Source organism: Roseivirga sp. 4D4, assembly GCF_001747095.1.
In the GTDB taxonomy this organism is placed as follows: domain Bacteria; phylum Bacteroidota; class Bacteroidia; order Cytophagales; family Cyclobacteriaceae; genus Roseivirga.
The window spans coordinates 2277140-2295943 of record NZ_MDGP01000001.1 but is presented as its reverse complement, the minus strand read 5'-3'; the positions used below and the strand labels follow the sequence as shown (position 1 = coordinate 2295943).

Here is an 18804-nt window from a genome sequence, read left to right as displayed (position 1 = left end):
CCTTAAATACTGTGATTAAGTGCCTGTTGGATATCAACGATGATGTCATCGATATGCTCTAAACCTACCGAGACCCGAATAAGTTCTGGTGTAATGTCAACTTTCTGTCTTTCTCCTTCGGTCAGCTTTGCATGAGTAGTCGAAGAGGGGTGCGTCACAATGGTTCTACTATCTCCAAGATTAGCTGTTAGAGAACACATTTTAATCTCGTCTAAGAATCTTTTCCCTCTTTCAAGGCCTCCTTTAATACCGAATGATACTACTCCGCCTCCGGCAGACATTTGTCGATTGGCAATTTCATGTTGAGGGTGAGACGGGAGAAATGGATATTTCACCCATGCTATCTGGTCATTCGATTCTAAGAATTGAGCCAATTTTAATGCATTATCACAATGCCTATCCATACGCACAGCCAGGGTTTCCAAGCTTTTTGATAGTACCCATGCATTAAAAGGAGACATGGATGGCCCGGTACTTCGACTAAAGGCATAGATTTCATCAATCAGGTCTTGCCTACCGACAGTCACTCCTCCGAGTACACGTCCTTGCCCGTCAATGAATTTGGTAGCTGAATGAATCACAAGGTCAGCACCAAATTTTATGGGCTGTTGTAGATAAGGAGTGGCAAAGCAGTTGTCCACCACAAGAATTAAGTCGTTCTTTTTGGTAAACTCAGATACCCAACTGAGATCCACTAAATCAACACCAGGGTTAGTCGGTGTTTCGACATAAAGAAGCTTGGTGTTTTCCTTTACAACTTCTTGCCATGAGTCCGTGTCTTTAAGATCGACATAAGTGGTGGTGATGTTCCATTTGGGAAGAATCTTGTTAAAGACTGTGTGGGTAGAGCCAAATATCGAGCGACATGAAATAATATTGTCGCCTGCTGCAAGAAGTGCGGCAAAAGTAGAAAATACTGCTGCCATACCTGAGGCAAAGGCATAACCTGCTTCGGCACCTTCCATTGCACAGATTTTGTCTACAAATTCTTGTGTGTTTGGATTGCTGAAACGGCTATAGATGTTTTTGTCTATCTCCCCGGCAAATGCCGCTCGCATTTCTTCCGAATTTTCGTATGTAAAACTGGAAGTCAGGTATAGCGGGGTAGAATGCTCTTGAGCATGCGTGCCATCGATTTGCTGTCGGATGGCTTGTGTTTCAAATCTTTGATCTTCGTTCATGTCAATGAATTGTTGACCAAAGATAGCGGCTCTTCTCACTAGTGGATAGCCACGATAGAAAAACTTTATGAATGATTAACTTAGGAAAAATGAAAATACAGAAACGAATAATCGGCCTACTATTACTGGTACTTTTTATCAGCGCTTGTGACAATGAACCCAGTGGCACTCCAGAAGATGATGCTAGTGAATTAGTCGGAATTTGGACCGTTACTTTCGCTAGCGCTGCCAACTGTGATGATCCCGATGAAAATTTGTCCTTTGCTCCGGTTTGTACCTCTACTGACTGCCTAAAAGTAGAGTTTAAGGCTGACGGAACTTTTGTGAGTACTGATTTGGAAGATGGCGTGACCACCATTAATAATGGAACTTACACGGTATCAGGCAACCAGATGACCATTACTGAAGACATGGACGTACAGGTAGCCACTTTTGAGATAGAGAGCGGTACGCTCACCCTGCAAGGAAATGAGGCTGAGACCGGATGTGATGTGTCTACAACACTGACAAAAGACTCTTAATCCTGAGTTATTTTGGTGGTAATTTTCAAAGCCTAATAATTATTAGGTTTGTCAAAAGGTATTGTGACTGACAATATATAAAGTCAGTCTCGCCAATCTTTGCAGGAAAATAATCAACCATGAAAAAATTACTGTTCTTTAGTTTGCTTACAGGTTTAATGGCCTGCCAAGGGACAAAAAATGAATCTGAGGTAAAGGATGAGCCTCAAGTAGTCCAGTCCTCCAATACAGGTCACCACATAGCATCAATTGCCAAAGTATTCGAGGCCCACGGTGGTTTCGACAACTGGAGTGCCTTAAAGACGCTTTCTTATGACAATGGCGGTCAGCATACGATTGTGGAACTTCAAAACCGATATACTAGAATAGAGTCTGAAAACCAGACAGTGGGTTTTGACGGTGAAAGAGTATGGGTGAATCCACCAAGTGAGAATGCTGCTAGACAAAGAATGAGGTATAACCTCATTTTCTACTTTTATTCTTTTCCTTTTGTGGTAGGTGATCCTGGTATCAGCTATGAGGATTTAGAGCCTATTGAATTAAAAGGTAAAAGCTACAATGCTGTGAAGGTCTCTTATGGAGATGGTATCGGTGACTCTCCTAAAGACAACTATATCGTGCTGTCAGACCCTGAGACGAATCAAATGCATTGGCTTATGTACACAGCAACATTTGGTAGAAATGAATCAAGCGATAGATTCAGCCTGATCAAGTATGATGGTTGGCAAGAGTTTGAAGGGGTTGTTTTACCAAGCTCATTGCAGTGGTACCAATATAGTGATGGCGTGGTTGGTGAACCTAGAGGTGGAGCCAGAGTTTTTGAGAATATTCAGGTGTCAAAGGAGTACCCGTCTATGGATAATTTCAGCATGCCAGAAGGCGCTCAAGATGTTACAAACCCAGCGACATAGAAGCTAGAAACTAAGTAATTTTTGAAGCCTTGATCATTGAGATTGAGGCTTTTTTGGTTTTTGGCCCTTCGAAAAGCCCCGATTTTCATAAAAAGGGTAAAAAAATCATGTTTTTGGGTTACCGTTCAATGAATCCATTACAACAGTTTCAGATTAAACCCGTAAATTTAGAAATCAGTATAAAAGCTGATAAACCTATCTCTAATCCGTTGGCACTACTGCTCAACCGGGTTTATCTCTACGACTCAAGTAGAGAACTCTATGTATAACATATTATTAAAATAAAATGAGTTGCACTACGCTGCTTGTTCAAAACTGATAACAGATGAAAATTAAAAGAACACTACTTTTTAATTCCTTCAAAGGTTTGGCCTTTGTCGGAGCTATTGTCTTAATGACTGCTTCTTGTAAAAGCCAGAAGGCAGTGGCAGATGTCACTCCTGAAGTTCCTGAAGAGGTTGTTGTTGTTGAAACCCCCGAACCGGAACCAGAGCCAGAGCCGATCGTAAAACCCAAAGAGCCAACTGCAGAAGAGAGAATCACAGGCAGTTTGAACTCTTATTTCTCTGGTATTGCCAATGCATCGTCTACAAACGCAGCTAACAATAGCATTCAAGAAGCGCTTCGCATGTTTGGTAGTTCTGATGCTCCTGTTTTGATCATCTTTTATTCAGCAAATGGCCAGGAGGATTTTGATGAACCTACTACTATTTCTAAGTACCTCAACTACCTAAAAGATCAGAAAAAGAACCCTCACAAAGTGAAGGAGTTGGTAATGGACGCTCAGGGTAAGGTTAAAGAACTAGTGCTCGTTAAAAAGTAATTCACGTTTATTGAAGACATCATGAAAAATTATATAACAAGACTATCTATTACACTAGCAATTATCTGTTTTCTAGGCGTTAATCTTTCTGCCCAAAATGCGGTTGATCCAAATAGAGAAAAGGCTATTGATTCTTTGGCCCTTGAGAAGGTAAAGGACCTGGGCAAATACATTAGCATTATTGGTAACAAAGACACGCCTTTCTCAGAAGCCACCCGCGTTATGGATCGTGCTGAAGAACTCTTCGCACCTGGTAGTGAAATGGGTGTTTCTTCTTTGGCTTCAGAAGAGATTGAATATTACAAAGTACGTGAATACTTCAAGCGCTTAATGGCTCTGAACTATGATAAGGTGACCATTGAATGGTACGATGTTCAGTACATTTCTGACTTGGAAAGACAGCCCGATGGAAAATATGTTGGAGTTGTGACCGTTTACCAAAAGTTCGAAGGAAAGAGCGGTGATCTTCTCAAATACAAAGACACAACCAAAAAGGACATCACCATTTATGTTGAAAAGAAGTCGACTCAAATCGCAGGCAGAACTGTAGAATTTTGGGATGTGATTTTAGGAGACATTAGAGTATCAGAAACCTCTGTATGATTCAGAAATTAAGCGTATTTATAATATTACTTTGTGGCGTTGTCAGTATTGGCAACGCCCAAGTGCTTAATGACGATTATGACATTGAGCAACAACTATTGGCCAGTACTAAACAGCTCAATCAGTTCTTCAAACGCTTTAATGGTGAAGAGAACAATAAGGGTGTTGAGCTTGAGCCTGGTGATCGTCAATATCGTAATCCAAGATTGAGAAAGCGGTATATCAGTATGCTCTTCGATGAAGAGTATGCGCAAATTTCTAAGGATTTAAAAACCCGATTTATAAACTATACCACCAAATCCGATCAACCCAAGTTTCTGGGTTTGAGATCTGAAGACTGGTTTGCGGTGGTTAATACCACCTTTGAGTACGAGGGTAGAGAAGAGGCAATTACACTTTACATGCAAATGCAGCAGGAGGGTCTCGGCTATGAGTGGGTGATTTCGAAAGTGTCTTTTGGTCGATATAAAGAAATGTTCGACAAGCAACGCGGTGAAACCAAGGAGTTCTTGCATCCGATGAGTCATGAACTAGATTTTATGAACCTTAGGAAAGCCTTGGTGAAAAATGGCAGTCCTGAGTCGTATACTCTGGCAGATTACGAGCCAGATTATTTGACGCTTTTCATTTACGAGGTGAAAAAAGGCTTGCTGAAGTTTAATACTGTTAACCGAATCAACTTCCATTTCTTCAGTCTTGATGGCTGGTATTTTTCTTTAAACAATTTTAATCGAGCCGGCTATAATACCGGATGGTTAATCTCTGACCTAACCGAGATCAATAAGCCCCAAAAGGAACAGCTATTGAAAATAATCTATGATCAGAAATAGGGTCCTTCTTCCAGTTATCATGCTTTTTGTTTCGATCTGTACTTTTAGTCAGACGGAAACGCCTACAGATACCTTGCCTGATCCTGAAAAGGAACAAGCGATGGCCATGGTAGAGGCAGTGGAATATTATTTCAACTTACTCGGCTCGAAACGAACCAAAACACGAGAGAAGGAAACGATTATCAACGAGAGTTATAAAAAGCTATTCATAGACGATCGTGTTCAGGTGGAAGATGATCTACAAGAGGATCGTTCAACACAGATATTCAAAGACATTCAGGCCTACTTAAAAGATATCGACTTCTTCTTTAAGGAAGTTGTCTTTGACTTTGAGATTAATTCTGTTGAAAGACTCTATACTGCTGATAGTACTCCATATTTCAAGGCAGATATTACTCGGAACCTTAATGCCATTGGCATAGCCGATGATACCCTTAAAATCTCCGGACAGCGCTTCATCGAACTCAATTTTGACGGTCCTCAAAGGGAAATAAAAGTCGCTAGTATTTACACTAATAAGATTGACAGAGAAAGGCAGTTGAGAGCCTGGTGGCTGAATCTATCCGTTGGTTGGAAGCAGATCTTTCAAGATGAGATCGGCATATATGACGATAGCCTAACGGTAGATGAATTGACAAGAATTGCTGGAATGGACTCACTGGATCTTTCAGGCAATGGTCAGGTGGTCAACCTGGATCCTATTTATGTTTTGACAGACTTGTCCTACCTAAAGCTTTCAAACTCCTTCATCACTGATCTTAGTCCACTACTTTCTATAAATCGCTTAAAGACGCTTGATATATCCGAAACATCAGTTCACGACCTTAGTGCATTGAAGTATCACACCGATATTGAAGATATGGTTTTGCATAGTAGCCATGTGACCGATTTCTCGGTACTGGGATTTTTTGAAAAACTGAAGCGATTGAATTTGATGGGTTCACAATTCGATGACTTATCTTTTATTTCGAGTTTCACAACACTGACGGATCTTAACTTGAAGGGAGCCACTGGAACCAACTCCATTGACTATTCGGGACTTGTAAATCTCCGAAACCTAAACCTTGAAGGAAGTGACATCAACACTTTAAATGGCTTCGAAAGACTTGCAGAACTCAAAGAACTCAATCTTGAAGGCACCAGTGTCAAGAGTGTTGAAAGCCTTGCTACGCTTCAGAACCTTAGTCGTCTAAATATTTCGAGTACCGAAGTCAGTGATATAGAACCATTGGTTGGTATCAGGGCTTTAAGCCGAGTGTATGTGGAAGGCCTCGGGCTTGAAGATGCTCAAATAGATAATTTTGTTGACAACAATGATGCACTCCTCATTCGTGATCTTGCCTCCTTGGCTTCATGGTGGGAGGGACTTTCACCTGAATGGCAAACGCTGTTAACTGCGCAGCTTAATATGGCTAATCCTTCCACAGAAGAACTTGTGCGCCTACTTGACCTTGATAAACTAGATGCAAAAAATGCTGGAATCCGATCGCTTGAACCTGTGAGTCGGTTGACCAAACTTACACTATTGGATGCCAGCGACAACAACATCACCAGCTTAGTGGGAGTGGATCGGCTCACTGAACTCATTACTATCCGCTTCAATAATACTAACGTTACTGACCTTAGTCCTCTAAAATTATTGACTAAGCTCGAGACAATCGAAGCTGAAAATACTAGGGTAAGAGAAGTACGATCATTGAACGGCTTGACTAAGCTGAGTTATCTCAATGTGGATGGAGCAGCATTGTCTAAGCCAAATGCCAATGCTCTATTGAATACTATTCCAGGCTTGAAATTGCGTTTTCAGACTGGCGCCCTGATGAGCTGGTGGAATGGTCTGAGTGAAGATATGAAAGATGTCTTCCGTCAAAACGCTTCTATTACTGCTCAGCCGACTTCCGATGAACTGCATGCATTGGTAGCTATTGAGGTACTAGAGGTTAATGGACCAATTGATGGGAAAGACCTTGAGTCTTTGGAAGAACTTGTGAATCTAAAGTCACTTACACTTTCTAGAACTGGTTTAACTAGTCTGAGTGAACTCCCCAATATTCAGACCTTGACTAGTTTGAGTATTACAGAAACTCCATTCAATGATTTGAACTCTGTATTAAGGTTTGAGGAGTTGACTGAACTGAATATCAGTAATACAGCTGTCACGGACCTCAGTGATTTATCGGTGATGATAAAACTGAAGAAAGTTAATTTCTCAGGCACTACCGTAAAAAGGCTGAGAGGCCTTGAAAGACTGGTAAACCTCGAAGTAGTAGATTGCTCCAATACCCGGGTAGCCAGACTTGATGGACTCTTTTTGCTTCCAGAGTTAAAACAAGTGATTTGCTTTAATAGCAAACTAAACGCAAAGGACATCTCATCCCTCAAAGCAGCACAACCAAAGGTTGAGGTTATTTTCTATTAAGCTTTATACTTCTTGAAAATTGCTGTGGCAATGTGTCCTCCAAAACCAAAGGTATTGCTCATGGCGTAATTGACAGTTCTTTTCTGAGCCTCGCCAAGGGTTAAATCATACTTATCCGCCCAATCCGGTTCAACTTCGGTTGTGTTAATTGTAGGAGGGATCATGTCATCCACTGTTGCCATGATGCTTGCAATCGCCTCAATCGCACCTGCGGCACCCAAAAGGTGGCCTGTCATTGACTTTGTAGCACTAATATTCAAGTCTGGGTTTTCTCCAAAAACCCTCGCGATAGCCTTTAATTCACTGACATCGCCCATGGGAGTAGAGGTAGCATGCATGTTGATATAGTCAATATCACTTGCCGTAATTTCAGCTTCTCTTAGGGCTTCGTTCATGCCTAGGTAGGCGCCTTCACCATCGGGATGAGTGCCGGTCAGATGGTAAGCATCTGCTGCCATTCCACCTCCGACTACTTCGCCATAGATGTGTGCTCCTCTTGCTTGGGCATGCTCCAGGGATTCCAATATCAATGCACCAGCTCCTTCGCCCATAACAAAACCATCTCGATTAACGTCAAAGGGCTTCGAAGCCCCGGAGGGGTCATCGTTGTTGGTGGATAATGCTCTGGAGGCATTAAAGCCACCCAGACCAGCAATGGTAATTGGAGCTTCGGAGCCACCTGTTACAATCATGTCGGCTTTGCCCCATCTTATGTGATTGAAGGCATCGATTATTGCGGTTGTGGAAGTCGCACAAGCTGATATTGTGGTGAAATTAGGTCCTCTGAGTCCATATTTAATGGAGATGATTCCTGAAGCAATGTCGGCAATGATTTTCGGAATGAAGAACGGATTGAAACGAGGGGTTTCACCATTCTTTACAAACTCTATCATCTCTTCGGTAAAAGTTTCAATCCCCCCATTACCTGAGCCCCAAATAACACCAAATCTATTTCGATCAAGCGTTTCAAAGTCGATTCCACCGTTCTTGATCGCTTCTTCAACAGCTACCAGTGCATAGGAAGTAAATTTGTCATACCGCCTAGACTCGCTCTTTGGAATGTAATCGTTAAGGTCAAAGTCTTTCAACTCACAGGCAAAGTGTGTTTTGAACTTGGATGTATCGAATCTTGTGATGGGCGCAGCTCCACTCTGACCATTCTTTAGATTTGTCCAAAAGTCCTCAAGGTTATTTCCTATAGGAGTCAGAGCTCCCATTCCTGTTACAACTACTCTACGCATGATTCTTAATTTCTAAATTCGATTGAATGAATGTCAGCAAGCTATTCGTCACCTCATTAAAGTATTCTGGCGAATCCATTGTTTTCGCTACCAGAATACCGCCTTCAAGCATTGCAATGAATGTGTTCGAAAAACGGGATGGATCAGCCAAAGGATTAATCTCCATTTTCCGCTGACTTTCTACCACTATACTTGTGATTTCTTTACGCCAAAGGCTGAAGGTTGTTTGAACCTTGTCTCTTAACAGAGGATGGGCATCATCAGTTTCAATAGCACTATTCATTAATGGGCAACCGCCATTTTCGGCTACATCACCGTAATGCTGTTGATAGAAGTTCACTAAAGCACCAAGTTTATCAATGGCGCTACCATTGATGGCGATGGATTTGTAAAGCCCTTTTTGAAGAAACCTCAGATTGTATTCAAAGCAGGCCATTGCCAGCGCATCTTTACTGGCAAAATTGCCATAGATAGCGCCTTTTGTTAGACCCGTAACATCAGTCATGTCTGACAAGCTGGTTCCATAGACCCCCTTTTTGTTAAAGATAGGAGCTACCTTTTCAATGATATATGCCTTGGTTCTATCTGACTTTTTCATTTCAAGGCTAAAAATATACCAATTGGTATATTATAGCAAGTAAAACTTGATTTCAATGCACTCGTTATAACACAGTGTTTTCCACAGTCGGTTTGATATCGAAGCGGATTATCTCGTAATTATTTTGCTAAATCCATCACATGAAGATCAAGACACTTACCCTCACATTTTTTCTACTCTCAATTGCTAGTGCCTCTTTCGCACAAGACAAGAAGTGGGCTAACCCAATCATCAAAGATTATGGAAGAATTCTGGATTTAGAGAATGTGGCAGTGACTCCAGATCCTGATATGGAGTACAAGATTTTAATTGAAATAGTCCATGACATGAAGAAGCCTGGACGCTTGAACTTTTATGCTAATAATGTGGCACGCTTGATTAACCTTCATGCCATTGGTGGAGTTAAACCCGAGAACCTCAATGTAACTGTTGTTATTCACGCTGCGGCTACTAACTCTGTAATCAATGCAGAGGCTTATGAGAAGAAGTATAAAGTGGAGAGTCCCTATGTGAAGTTCTATGAAGCTTTAGAGGAAGCAGGAGTGGAGATGATCGTTTGTGGTCAATCTTTGAACATGTTTGGGCATCAACCCGAAGATGTCGTTCCTCAGGTGAAAATTGCAACTTCCGCTTTGACCGTAATGAGCACCTATCAACTCAAAGGTTATTCATTTTTCAAGATGGGTGGATCTTAAAAAAGAATGATTGATTAAGTCTTGAAAATTCACTCTATTGAGTGATCAAGATAAATTAGTCATCCTATGATCCGTATTAAACTAATTCTTCCCGTAATAATCTTCTTGTTTGCAGTCAATGCTATTGAAGCACAAGAAATGGTGAACCCGATAATCAAAAGTTATGGAGGGATTTTCGATGCACCCCATGCTACTGAGAAGCCTGATCCGAATATGGAGTATAAGGTAATCATAGATGTCGCTACTGGTTCTTCAAAAGTGGATGACCCGTTTTATTCAATTTCCAATGTGGCAAGACTCTTGAATTTGCATGGTATGGGAGGTGTGAAAAAAGAGAATATGAAAGTGGTGCTTGCCATTCATGGTGGAGCTGTTTGGTCTGTGTTGAATAATGAAAAGTATAACGAGAAGTATGGTATTGATAATCCTCACATTCCATTGTTTAAAGAACTCCAGGAAGCTGGTGTTAAAATCTTTGTTTGCTCTCAATCCATGATGGGTAGAAATATCGATCACACGAAACTGGCACCAGGTTTGGAAACCGCAACCTCTATGCTTACCACAATGACCACCTATCAATTGAAGGGCTATGCGGCATTGAAATTTTAGCTTCAATCCAACTATTTCGAATTGAGGTTCATCATAGTTTAGTAAACCGCTATAACTATGAAACATCACTTCAAATTTGCCTTAAGACAACTCTTTAGAAACAAGCTGATCGCCTTTGGAAGCCTCACTAGTATGGTGGTGGGCTTACTCAGTGCTCTACTGATATACATTTGGGTGGATAATGAATTATCTACCGACCGATTTCATAAAAATATAGACAATATCTATATGACGGTTGCGCAGCAAAGCCCTGTCGATCAGATTAGTCCTATCGGGGCTAAGCTCTTCTTTAAGGTCAATTATGATGATTACCCTCAGGTACGCAGCATGTTGAGTACCTCATTGTATAATGAGAATCGCATAAAACTGGTAAAGGGTGAAGTTGAATATCGTGGAAGAGGCTTGGTGACGGATAGTACCTTCTTTGAATTCTTTGATTTTGAATTGCTTGAGGGCCATCGGGAAAATGTGATGAAAGATCCTACCAGCATGGTGATGACCGAATCTATGGCAAGGAGAGTTTTTGGAGATGAAGATCCGATTGGTCAAACACTCTACCTTGAATGCGATAGAACAGGGTATTTTGAGGTGAGGGCGATTATGAAGGACATTCCTTCTAACAGCTCCATCAATTTTGATTTCATGGTGCCCTCCCATATGCATCCTTGGTGGGGAATTGCTTCTCAGGAGTTTTTGCTAATGGAAGATGATTTTGACAAGGCAGCTTTTGACGATGCTTTTAAACATGTAGGTCGAAATCACCCCCAATTCAAAGAAAGTATCATGTCAACTGTGGCATTTAAGGACCTGTACTTTAATCACAAGTTTTCACAAGATATGTTCGTGAAGTTCGGCAATAGGGATGAGGTGGATACCTTGATTCTAGTCGCTATTGTAGTGCTTTTAGTTAGCATCTTTAATTTCACTAACCTTCAGACGACCTTAGCGCTGTCTCAACTGAAAACCAGAGGAATCAAACAGGTAAATGGTGCGAGTAGGTCGGATTTTAGACTTGAGTTAATTGTTAATCGATCCATCTATGCTTTGGTATGCCTTGCCTTGACCTTCTTCCTCTTTGAGTTAGTTAAGCCATACTACCTAGCCTTTCTGGGAATTAGTCAAAACTTTACCACAGTTGAGTTTCTGATCGCTTTGACGGTTGGTATTGCTGCATTTTCACTTATCTCGGCACTTATTACACTCTTTCAGACTACCAATGTTATTACCTCACAAGCGCTTTTGGGCAATCTGAATAAAGGAAAGCGTTCGAATGCTGGTAAAGTGCTTACTACGGTTCAATATGTACTGGCAATCACGCTCATCATAGTTACAGCTGTTGTTTTTAAGCAGTTTAACTATATGCAGAATAAGTCACTAGGTTATCAAGAGGAGAATGTAGTAGCTGTCAATTTCTTTGAGCGTGTGCCCTATAATTTTGATAATCCGGAAATAACCAGGCAGCTTGAACTGAAGCAGCGAGAAGATTATAAGCTGGTAAAAAGTGAGCTGATGAAGATTCCGGGGGTTGTCTCCTTTTCTCAAGGACCCTTACCTGTGGAGGGTAATTCATCTACCATGTCGTGGAAATTGGCGAATAGCAATTATGAGTACACCGAAGTGAATATGATTAGCCTGGAGCCGACTTATAAAGATATCCTGGGCTTAGAGGTGGTAAAGGGTCGCTTTTTCACGGATTCTTTGGATAAGTCAAGACAACACAAGGTGGTGATCAATGAAGCTGCAATGCACTACTGGGGAATTGAGAATATCGAAGGTGTTAAAATTGCAAGTAGCTCATGGAGTGGAGAGAAGGATCCATGGCAAGTGGTTGGTGTGGTAAAGGATTTTCATTTTGAACACCTTTCCAAAAAGGTAGAACCATTGATCATGACTTTTTTCAATGATGTTGAGAAGCAATTTTTAGTCAGGCTCAATGGTGAACGATTCAAGGAGACAATCGACAACATCGGATCACTATTTTCTCAGGTGAACCCTAAACGCACTTTTGAATACACCATACTCGAAAACAAGGTTAAAGCTCAATACGATCGCGAGAAGAAACTTTCTCAGACCTTTATTCTCTTTACACTGACAGGTCTGTTATTGTCTTCTATTGGCCTCTTTACATTCGCCTTATATGAGACAAGAAAGCGAATCAAAGAGATCGGTATTAGGAAAGTCATTGGTGCAGATGTCTTTGAAGTCGTCAGGTTATTGAGTATGTCCTTTGTCAAGTGGGTATTACTTGCTTTTGTCATTGCTTGCCCCCTAGGATGGTATTTTATGAATGATTGGCTTGCGAATTTTGCCAATCAAACTACCCTGAGTTGGTGGTTATTTGGAGGGGCCGGCCTATTGACTTTGGTCCTTGCATTGCTCACCGTGATTGGTCAGACTTATGTAGCTGCAAGAAGGAATCCAGTGGAGTCGTTGAGGTATGAATGATCAGAACTGATTGATCACCGTTACTCCCTGAGACTTGAACTCGTTCATTTTAGGGAGTAATTGTGCTCCCTCTTCCAAAGAGATGAGTTGTCCAATGAGTTGTTCGGGAGCCAGTTTTCCCTCTTTGATCATTTCAAGCATTTCGGGGTAAACATGTGCTTGCATGCCATGGCTACCGATAACCTCGAGCTCGTTAGCGACTACCAAGTGCATTGGGATTTTGGGATCATAATCGTCTCCTGCCATAAGCCCTACTTGAATGTGTTTTCCTCTTTTCCGAAGGTTTGCGACTGAATTATAGCAAGTCATTTTATTACCGAGCGCATCTAAGGAGACATGTGCACCTCTTTTGGTCAATTCTCTGACAGCCTCTACTGGATTGATATCATTCGCATTGATGCAATGATCGGCACCGATAGATTTGGCAATTGCTAGAGTCTCTTCATTAATGTCAATTGCGATTACCTTGGCGCCTTTTGCTTTGGCGATCATAATGGCAGAAAGACCTACACCACCACATCCATGCACGGCCACCCATTGATCGGCCTTGACCTGCCCTTGATAGACCACCGCTCGGTAGGAGGTGATAAACCGACATCCTAAGCTGGCAGCGGTTTCAAAGGTAATTTCCTCTGGAAGGTGAACGAGATTGATGTCGGCATAATGAATGCTCACATATTCGGCAAAGCTACCCCAATGTGTAAAACCAGGTTGAAACTGATTATCACACACCTGATGATTTCCAGAATGACATTCAGGGCACTTGCCGCAACCACCAACAAAGGGAACAGTGACCCGATCTCCAATCTTGAATTTGGAAACACCCTTTCCCACCTCAACTACCGTTCCGGCCAGCTCGTGACCTGGAACATGTGGCAATTCTATATCGTTATCGTGCCCCATCCACCCGTGCCAATCAGACCTGCAAAGGCCTGTAGCTTCTACTTTCAGTACCACACCACCTGCTACTGGCGTAGGATCAGGAAGATTTTCGATCGTAACGGGGCCTTGAAACTTTGTGTAGAGAATGGCTTTCATTGGCATTGAGTCTGAACGGAGTCTAATTAAACAAACAATTATCAGTTTTCTGTGCTTTATTTGTGGAACAAACTTTAAGCTATGTACAACGGACTATTACACATGCATTCAGGCCTTAGATGGGTTGTGCTTGTTCTATTAATTGCTGCTATCTATAATGCTTTTTCTAAGAAGAGCTCTGGAATTTGGACTGCTAAGGATAAGAAGATCACCCTATTTGCAATGGTGTTTACGCACATTCAATTGTTGGTAGGTCTTGCGCTTTACTTTATTAATATGTCTAGTAGTGAAGTAGTTAAGAAGGTTTCTTTTGCCGAAGGCTTTATGAAAAGTTCTATGTTAAGATTCTACACAGTCGAACATATTTCACTAATGTTGATAGCCATTGCTTTGATCACTGTGGGTTACAGTAAGGCCAAAAGAGCAGCGAGTGATGCAAAGAAATTTGGTGCTGTGGCGACCTTCTATCTGATAGGCTTAATTCTGATTTTGGCTTCTATTCCTTGGCCATTTAGAAATTTAGGTGCTGGTTGGTTCTAGCCCGGTGAATGATATTGAATGCTTAGCCTCGATAACTCGGGGCTTTTTTATTGATTACTATTTATAATCAACTGCCGATAGAATCGAATCGCGTCTTTGTAGTCTTCGACTGGAATGTGTTCATCGATGCCGTGAAAGGTATTGATGTTGTTTTCATTGATGTGATAGGGGACAAACCGATAGATATTGCCACTTACTTCCGTAAAATGCCTGGAGTCTGTAGCTGCTATTACAAGATTAGGAGCAGTCAGCGTATTGGCAAAGACTTGTTTGATCGTTTTGTTGATGAATCCATAACCATCATTGTCTATAGGGGAGACAGCAGACGGATTGGTATTAAATCCATAAAACTTTGGTTTCACACGCTCGTCATCAATTACCGAAACCACATGGCCCATGACATTATCTGCTGTCTGCCCTGGAATGATTCTAAAATTGACGACAGCCCTGGCATAAGTGGGAATTACATTTTCTTTAATTCCTGCTTCAAAGATGGTTGGAGAAGTGGTTGTTCTGACTAATGCGTTTCCAGCCCCACTAGCATTTTCGTAGGTGCTGATGATCATTCCTTTGAAGATACTCCTATTGGCAAAGGCCATCTTATTAACAAAACCCATTTCAGGACCTAGTTGGTCCATAAACCCTTGCATGGGTTCAGATAGTGTCGGAGTAAGTGGGTTTGCTTTCAGTTTTGCCATTGCATTAGAAAGCACATCAATAGCTGTCTCTTTGGCGGGTTGTGAAGAATGACCGCCTTCCATATCAACGGTGAATTCTATTGTGGTCGAACCTTTTTCAGCTATCCCAATAAGTGCTGCGTCAGGCTCAATACCAGGTATAAGTTTCTGGGTAATGGCATACCCTTCATCTAAGACAAATTCTGCTTCAATGCCTTGTTGAGTCAAATATTCTGCAATCAAGACAGCGCCCTTATCACCTCCTATTTCCTCATCATGACCAAAGGAAAGATAGACAGTCCTTTTGGGTTGGAAACCATCAGTCAAAAGCATTTCTGTAGCTTCTAGAATCCCGATTACTGAAAATTTATCGTCAATGGTGCCACGACCCCAAATCTTGCCATCCTTTATTTCTCCGGCAAAAGGATCGACTGTCCACTTGTCTGGTGAGGCAATTGGAACAACATCGATATGTCCCATAAGTACTATGGGCTTCAAGGAAGCATTTGATCCTTGCCATTTATAAAGATGACTGTATTCACTAAATACTTCATGATCGAGCAGAGAGTCTATTAGGGGATAGTTCCTACTTAATAAAAGATTGAATGCCTCAAAAGCCATAGAATCGAAATCACTTTCATTCTCGAACGAGATCGTCTTCAGCCGTAGTGCTTCTTGCAAATGCTGTATAGCCAGATCGGGAATCTCGATCTTTTCGATTGGATCGACTTGTAGTTGATTCGAACTGAATGTGAGGGTTTTTACTAAGATGAAGCCAACAAAAAGTAAAAGGACGATCAGTATACCGAGAAAAATCTTTTTCATAAAAAGCAGGACAGTACGACCTACAATTTACCGATTTTCACCTTAATCCCTTCTGAATTCCCTGCCATCAAACTTGAAATGATCCTGGTGCCTGGAAACTGATCGAAAAGGATTTTAAGGAAAACCGTGATCGGTATAGACATGATCAAACCTGGAATTCCCCATACAAAACCCCAAAGCATCAACATGATAAGGATTGTAATTACATTAATGGAAAATGATTTGCCCATGAATATGGGTTCCAATATTCCTCCAAAGAGCACTTGAACTCCGGTTATAGTGATTACAAAAAAGAGTAGATAAGAAGCTACTTCTATCTCCACGAAAGAGAAGATAGCCAACAGTATCACACTGATTACCGAACCTACCAGTTGAAGGAAGTTAATGGCGAAGGCAAACAGACCCCAGAAAACCGGGAAGCTGACCCCAAAACCCCAACAGGCAAGACCGATTCCTATGCCGGTAAAGAGACTGATAAAGAATTTGACTTTGATGAATTTGATCAGGTCTTTCTCGATTTTCATAAAGGTTTTCACTGAGGAGAACTGCTTCTTGAAGATGGTATTTTGAAGTACTTTCTGAATATCTACAGAACCTGCTAAAAGTAGTATGACCATAAATGCTGATGACAAGGTCATGGTGAGTGTATCGGTGATAAAACCAACGGTAGGAGCAAAGTTCTTGCTCAAAGTCTCTTTGTTGATAAGAGAAGCCAAAGCGTTTTCATCCTGAAGAAAGTCCACGCCAAAGAAAGATTCTACTGAGAATATTAGAGAAGCAATTTTGACTTTGGCCTTATCGAAATAGGCGTTATCAGTAGACAGAATCTCTTTACTCGATAACTGGATGAGCTCACCACCAAGTTTGAAAAAAACCGCAATAATCAGAATGACGATGATTAGACTCAGTGCTTTTGGACTGCCTTTCTTTTTTAGCCACCGCATTAACGGCAAAAAGAGTAAGGCGATGAACATTGCAGAAATAAGTGGAATGAAGATAAACGACAAGGTCTTCAGCATGTAGAATACCAAAGGAATCACAATAATAAGAAGTAGGAGATTGGTCGTTCTGCGATCGTTCATTCAAATGAATTTGCTGCCGCAAAGGTATACCGATTATGGGCAACTAATGTTTTGAGAATCACTATTTTTTGTCCGCTAGTAGGTCTTCGTCATATTGGCATCAACGCAGATAATGAAGTCAGCTTTCCCAATGTGATCGGCCGAAAGCTTGGTGATGTCATCCTGCTCCACAGTTGATATCGTCTGTACTTTGATTGATGGATTTAGCCTATTGAGATACCATAAAATCCCTTCATAATAATCAGAGTGGTATGCGCCATTGTAGTGGATAAATAGTTTTCCTGAAGGATGGTTCTCGTAAATAAAATGTGCCATCGTAGCATCTTTTGAAGCTTGGGATTTGACCAGGTTAGGTGTACCATGATCGCCCATCATGCTAAGAATGTTTACATAACGAGGAAGGTCGGGATCGAAAGCGATCGGTAAAGGTGCTATCCATGATTTCTCTTCGTCTGTAAGACCTTCCAATACTTCAAAGCCCTTTTGGTAGACCATATTGGCATATCTTCTGGGAATATTTGTTCCTACAAAGTCTAGGTTATTCTCCTTCGCGAAATTCACAAGGGGTGCATAGTCTGTTTGGTGGTTTTTCCATAGTCGAGCCAGAGTATCTAGTCCTTTCGCATCAATTTTACCCTTGAGATAACTCCTGAGTTCATCTTGATTATCGGCTTCAATCATTTCAGCACCCAGAACCAAATCTCTTTTCTTGTGTAGCGCTGCAGTCACCTCAAATTGCAGCCAGTGGGCTATTGGGTTATTGTGCTGTTCACCAAAGAAGATTACATCTGGTTTTTCAAGTTGTTTGAGCATCTTTTTATAGGACACCTTTTTGCCCTTGGCATTGTAGATTACATAAGGACCATTTTGCTGGGCCAAGATTGGAGCCGTAAAAAGTAAGATGCTAAGGGCTAATAAAAATCGCATGCTCAATTAATTAGATACTCTGAAATTTAACTGATCTACACCTGTATTCTTAGATCGAGGGTGATAGGCGGTAATTATTACTTCATGGTTACCGATCTGCTCAAGAGTGAGCTGTGCGGTAAAGTTATTGGCCTCTGAAATTGACATGGGTATCGTTTTCCAATACCTGCTATTGACGTATATCATTGCTTCTACTTCTATCTCTTCAGAATCCCACAAGCCTCCTTTGGAAATAGTACACCCACACATCATGACCATATTGGCCTTGATTTCTACTGTTTTATCTTTTTCAAGTGAAAATCCCTGATGGGTTTGTGGATAGAGGCCATCGATAACAAAACCGGGAATCTCTAAGGTGATACCTGCTCCATCCATATGTTTTCCCGGAATCATCCAGACTTGTGTTTGGGCAAAGATTCGAGCTTCCTCATGGTTAAGTGGAGATAAGGCTTGAATGGTAATGTACTGTGGTTTGCTTAAGTAAAGACTCGCCTCATAGAAGGCAGCACCGGTTGTGATATCGGTGTTTCTTTCATGAGAAGTTTTCATAATGAGGTCGGTATCACCTGTTCCACCTGAAGTGAGGCCCTTGGCAAGAACCTCATCCGTGAGTGCATCTCTCAGTACTATCATAGAGCCACCCATACTGGTGCCAATGAATTTAGCGTCTTTGGCCTTTGTTCGAACAATGATTTTTGTCCTTTTATCTTCTTGGGAGAAGGCAGTGAAGCAAGAGAAGAGGAAAATAGTGATCAGTATGTTTTTCATGCTTGAATTTAATGGACTTACTCTAATAAGGACGTGAGGAATGTAGATAAGAGGTACAGCTTTATCATAAA

At 41.4% G+C, this 18804-nt stretch carries 18 protein-coding genes; 10 read left to right on the top strand and 8 right to left on the bottom strand.

Features of this window, described 5'->3' with window-relative positions:
* Window positions 1-2 precede the first annotated feature (2 nt).
* Window positions 3-1181 (bottom strand): O-succinylhomoserine sulfhydrylase, encoded by a 1179-nt coding sequence (locus tag BFP97_RS10035; RefSeq protein WP_069844271.1) that lies wholly within the window; start codon window positions 1179-1181, stop codon window positions 3-5.
* A gap of 89 nt (window positions 1182-1270) precedes the next feature.
* Between BFP97_RS10035 and BFP97_RS10030 the strand changes: the two genes are divergently transcribed.
* From BFP97_RS10030 to BFP97_RS10000, 6 genes are all read left to right on the top strand, one after another.
* Entirely contained in the window at window positions 1271-1702 is a 432-nt protein-coding gene (locus BFP97_RS10030; RefSeq protein ID WP_170827446.1) for a lipocalin family protein, read from the top strand.
* A gap of 119 nt (window positions 1703-1821) precedes the next feature.
* Complete coding sequence (locus tag BFP97_RS10025) at window positions 1822-2613, top strand: DUF6503 family protein (protein ID WP_069842285.1); 792 nt, start codon at window positions 1822-1824, stop codon at window positions 2611-2613.
* A 325-nt stretch (window positions 2614-2938) separates the two neighbouring features.
* Window positions 2939-3436 carry a hypothetical protein gene (locus tag BFP97_RS10015; RefSeq protein ID WP_069842283.1) on the top strand — a complete coding sequence of 166 codons (498 nt, stop codon included), beginning with the start codon at window positions 2939-2941 and terminating at the stop codon, window positions 3434-3436.
* A 21-nt stretch (window positions 3437-3457) separates the two neighbouring features.
* On the top strand, window positions 3458-4039 hold the full coding sequence (locus BFP97_RS10010; protein ID WP_069842282.1) for a hypothetical protein: 582 nt from the start codon (window positions 3458-3460) through the stop codon (window positions 4037-4039).
* Complete coding sequence (locus tag BFP97_RS10005; protein WP_255399439.1) at window positions 4036-4869, top strand: hypothetical protein; 834 nt, start codon at window positions 4036-4038, stop codon at window positions 4867-4869. The genes BFP97_RS10010 and BFP97_RS10005 overlap by 4 nt, the downstream gene beginning before the upstream one ends.
* On the top strand, window positions 4856-7288 hold the full coding sequence (locus BFP97_RS10000) for a leucine-rich repeat domain-containing protein (RefSeq protein ID WP_069842281.1): 2433 nt from the start codon (window positions 4856-4858) through the stop codon (window positions 7286-7288). The genes BFP97_RS10005 and BFP97_RS10000 overlap by 14 nt, the downstream gene beginning before the upstream one ends.
* Here BFP97_RS10000 and fabF read toward each other — a convergent pair.
* Together fabF and BFP97_RS09990 are read right to left on the bottom strand one after the other, a co-directional pair.
* Window positions 7285-8529, bottom strand: coding sequence for a beta-ketoacyl-ACP synthase II (gene fabF, locus BFP97_RS09995; RefSeq protein ID WP_069842280.1), 1245 nt, complete (start codon window positions 8527-8529; stop codon window positions 7285-7287). The genes BFP97_RS10000 and fabF overlap by 4 nt on opposite strands.
* A complete protein-coding gene (locus BFP97_RS09990; RefSeq protein ID WP_069842279.1) occupies window positions 8522-9127 on the bottom strand; it encodes a TetR/AcrR family transcriptional regulator in 606 nt (201 codons plus the stop codon). Before BFP97_RS09990 ends, fabF begins: the two co-directional genes overlap by 8 nt.
* Window positions 9128-9267: 140 nt before the next feature.
* Here BFP97_RS09990 and BFP97_RS09985 point away from each other — a divergent pair, with 140 nt between their 5' ends.
* From BFP97_RS09985 to BFP97_RS09975, 3 genes are all read left to right on the top strand, one after another.
* Window positions 9268-9822, top strand: coding sequence for a DsrE family protein (locus BFP97_RS09985; RefSeq protein ID WP_069842278.1), 555 nt, complete (start codon window positions 9268-9270; stop codon window positions 9820-9822).
* A gap of 66 nt (window positions 9823-9888) precedes the next feature.
* On the top strand, window positions 9889-10431 hold the full coding sequence (locus BFP97_RS09980; RefSeq protein WP_069842277.1) for a DsrE family protein: 543 nt from the start codon (window positions 9889-9891) through the stop codon (window positions 10429-10431).
* A gap of 57 nt (window positions 10432-10488) precedes the next feature.
* Entirely contained in the window at window positions 10489-12876 is a 2388-nt protein-coding gene (locus BFP97_RS09975) for an ABC transporter permease (protein WP_069842276.1), read from the top strand.
* Here the strand turns inward: BFP97_RS09975 and BFP97_RS09970 are convergent, their stop codons facing one another.
* Window positions 12877-13914 carry a zinc-dependent alcohol dehydrogenase family protein gene (locus tag BFP97_RS09970; protein WP_069844269.1) on the bottom strand — a complete coding sequence of 346 codons (1038 nt, stop codon included), beginning with the start codon at window positions 13912-13914 and terminating at the stop codon, window positions 12877-12879.
* An 81-nt stretch (window positions 13915-13995) separates the two neighbouring features.
* Here BFP97_RS09970 and BFP97_RS09965 point away from each other — a divergent pair, with 81 nt between their 5' ends.
* Window positions 13996-14454 carry a cytochrome B gene (locus BFP97_RS09965; RefSeq protein WP_069842275.1) on the top strand — a complete coding sequence of 153 codons (459 nt, stop codon included), beginning with the start codon at window positions 13996-13998 and terminating at the stop codon, window positions 14452-14454.
* Window positions 14455-14501: 47 nt separating this feature from the next.
* On the opposite strand, the gene BFP97_RS09960 is transcribed toward BFP97_RS09965, so the two are convergent.
* The 4 genes from BFP97_RS09960 to BFP97_RS09945 form a co-directional block, all read right to left on the bottom strand.
* A complete protein-coding gene (locus tag BFP97_RS09960; protein WP_069842274.1) occupies window positions 14502-15956 on the bottom strand; it encodes a M20 family peptidase in 1455 nt (484 codons plus the stop codon).
* Window positions 15957-15976: 20 nt separating this feature from the next.
* Window positions 15977-17038, bottom strand: coding sequence for an AI-2E family transporter (locus BFP97_RS09955; protein WP_069842273.1), 1062 nt, complete (start codon window positions 17036-17038; stop codon window positions 15977-15979).
* A gap of 75 nt (window positions 17039-17113) precedes the next feature.
* On the bottom strand, window positions 17114-17965 hold the full coding sequence (locus BFP97_RS09950; protein WP_069842272.1) for a ChaN family lipoprotein: 852 nt from the start codon (window positions 17963-17965) through the stop codon (window positions 17114-17116).
* A 6-nt stretch (window positions 17966-17971) separates the two neighbouring features.
* Window positions 17972-18733 carry a hypothetical protein gene (locus BFP97_RS09945; protein WP_069842271.1) on the bottom strand — a complete coding sequence of 254 codons (762 nt, stop codon included), beginning with the start codon at window positions 18731-18733 and terminating at the stop codon, window positions 17972-17974.
* Window positions 18734-18804 lie beyond the last annotated feature (71 nt).

What these genes read in the sequence shown, in the direction of transcription:
- BFP97_RS09990 (WP_069842279.1), bottom strand. Translation starts at nt 9,127, where the DNA reads ATGAAAAAGTCAGATAGAACCAAGGCATATATCATTGAAAAGGTAGCT.
- BFP97_RS10035 (WP_069844271.1), bottom strand. Translation starts at nt 1,181, where the DNA reads ATGAACGAAGATCAAAGATTTGAAACACAAGCCATCCGACAGCAAATC.
- fabF (WP_069842280.1), bottom strand. Translation starts at nt 8,529, where the DNA reads ATGCGTAGAGTAGTTGTAACAGGAATGGGAGCTCTGACTCCTATAGGA.
- BFP97_RS10005 (WP_255399439.1), top strand. Translation starts at nt 4,036, where the DNA reads ATGATTCAGAAATTAAGCGTATTTATAATATTACTTTGTGGCGTTGTC.
- BFP97_RS09950 (WP_069842272.1), bottom strand. Translation starts at nt 17,965, where the DNA reads ATGCGATTTTTATTAGCCCTTAGCATCTTACTTTTTACGGCTCCAATC.
- BFP97_RS09970 (WP_069844269.1), bottom strand. Translation starts at nt 13,914, where the DNA reads ATGAAAGCCATTCTCTACACAAAGTTTCAAGGCCCCGTTACGATCGAA.
- BFP97_RS10025 (WP_069842285.1), top strand. Translation starts at nt 1,822, where the DNA reads ATGAAAAAATTACTGTTCTTTAGTTTGCTTACAGGTTTAATGGCCTGC.
- BFP97_RS10010 (WP_069842282.1), top strand. Translation starts at nt 3,458, where the DNA reads ATGAAAAATTATATAACAAGACTATCTATTACACTAGCAATTATCTGT.
- BFP97_RS09985 (WP_069842278.1), top strand. Translation starts at nt 9,268, where the DNA reads ATGAAGATCAAGACACTTACCCTCACATTTTTTCTACTCTCAATTGCT.
- BFP97_RS10030 (WP_170827446.1), top strand. Translation starts at nt 1,271, where the DNA reads ATGAAAATACAGAAACGAATAATCGGCCTACTATTACTGGTACTTTTT.
- BFP97_RS09975 (WP_069842276.1), top strand. Translation starts at nt 10,489, where the DNA reads ATGAAACATCACTTCAAATTTGCCTTAAGACAACTCTTTAGAAACAAG.
- BFP97_RS10000 (WP_069842281.1), top strand. Translation starts at nt 4,856, where the DNA reads ATGATCAGAAATAGGGTCCTTCTTCCAGTTATCATGCTTTTTGTTTCG.
- BFP97_RS09960 (WP_069842274.1), bottom strand. Translation starts at nt 15,956, where the DNA reads ATGAAAAAGATTTTTCTCGGTATACTGATCGTCCTTTTACTTTTTGTT.
- BFP97_RS09965 (WP_069842275.1), top strand. Translation starts at nt 13,996, where the DNA reads ATGTACAACGGACTATTACACATGCATTCAGGCCTTAGATGGGTTGTG.
- BFP97_RS09980 (WP_069842277.1), top strand. Translation starts at nt 9,889, where the DNA reads ATGATCCGTATTAAACTAATTCTTCCCGTAATAATCTTCTTGTTTGCA.
- BFP97_RS09945 (WP_069842271.1), bottom strand. Translation starts at nt 18,733, where the DNA reads ATGAAAAACATACTGATCACTATTTTCCTCTTCTCTTGCTTCACTGCC.
- BFP97_RS10015 (WP_069842283.1), top strand. Translation starts at nt 2,939, where the DNA reads ATGAAAATTAAAAGAACACTACTTTTTAATTCCTTCAAAGGTTTGGCC.
- BFP97_RS09955 (WP_069842273.1), bottom strand. Translation starts at nt 17,038, where the DNA reads ATGAACGATCGCAGAACGACCAATCTCCTACTTCTTATTATTGTGATT.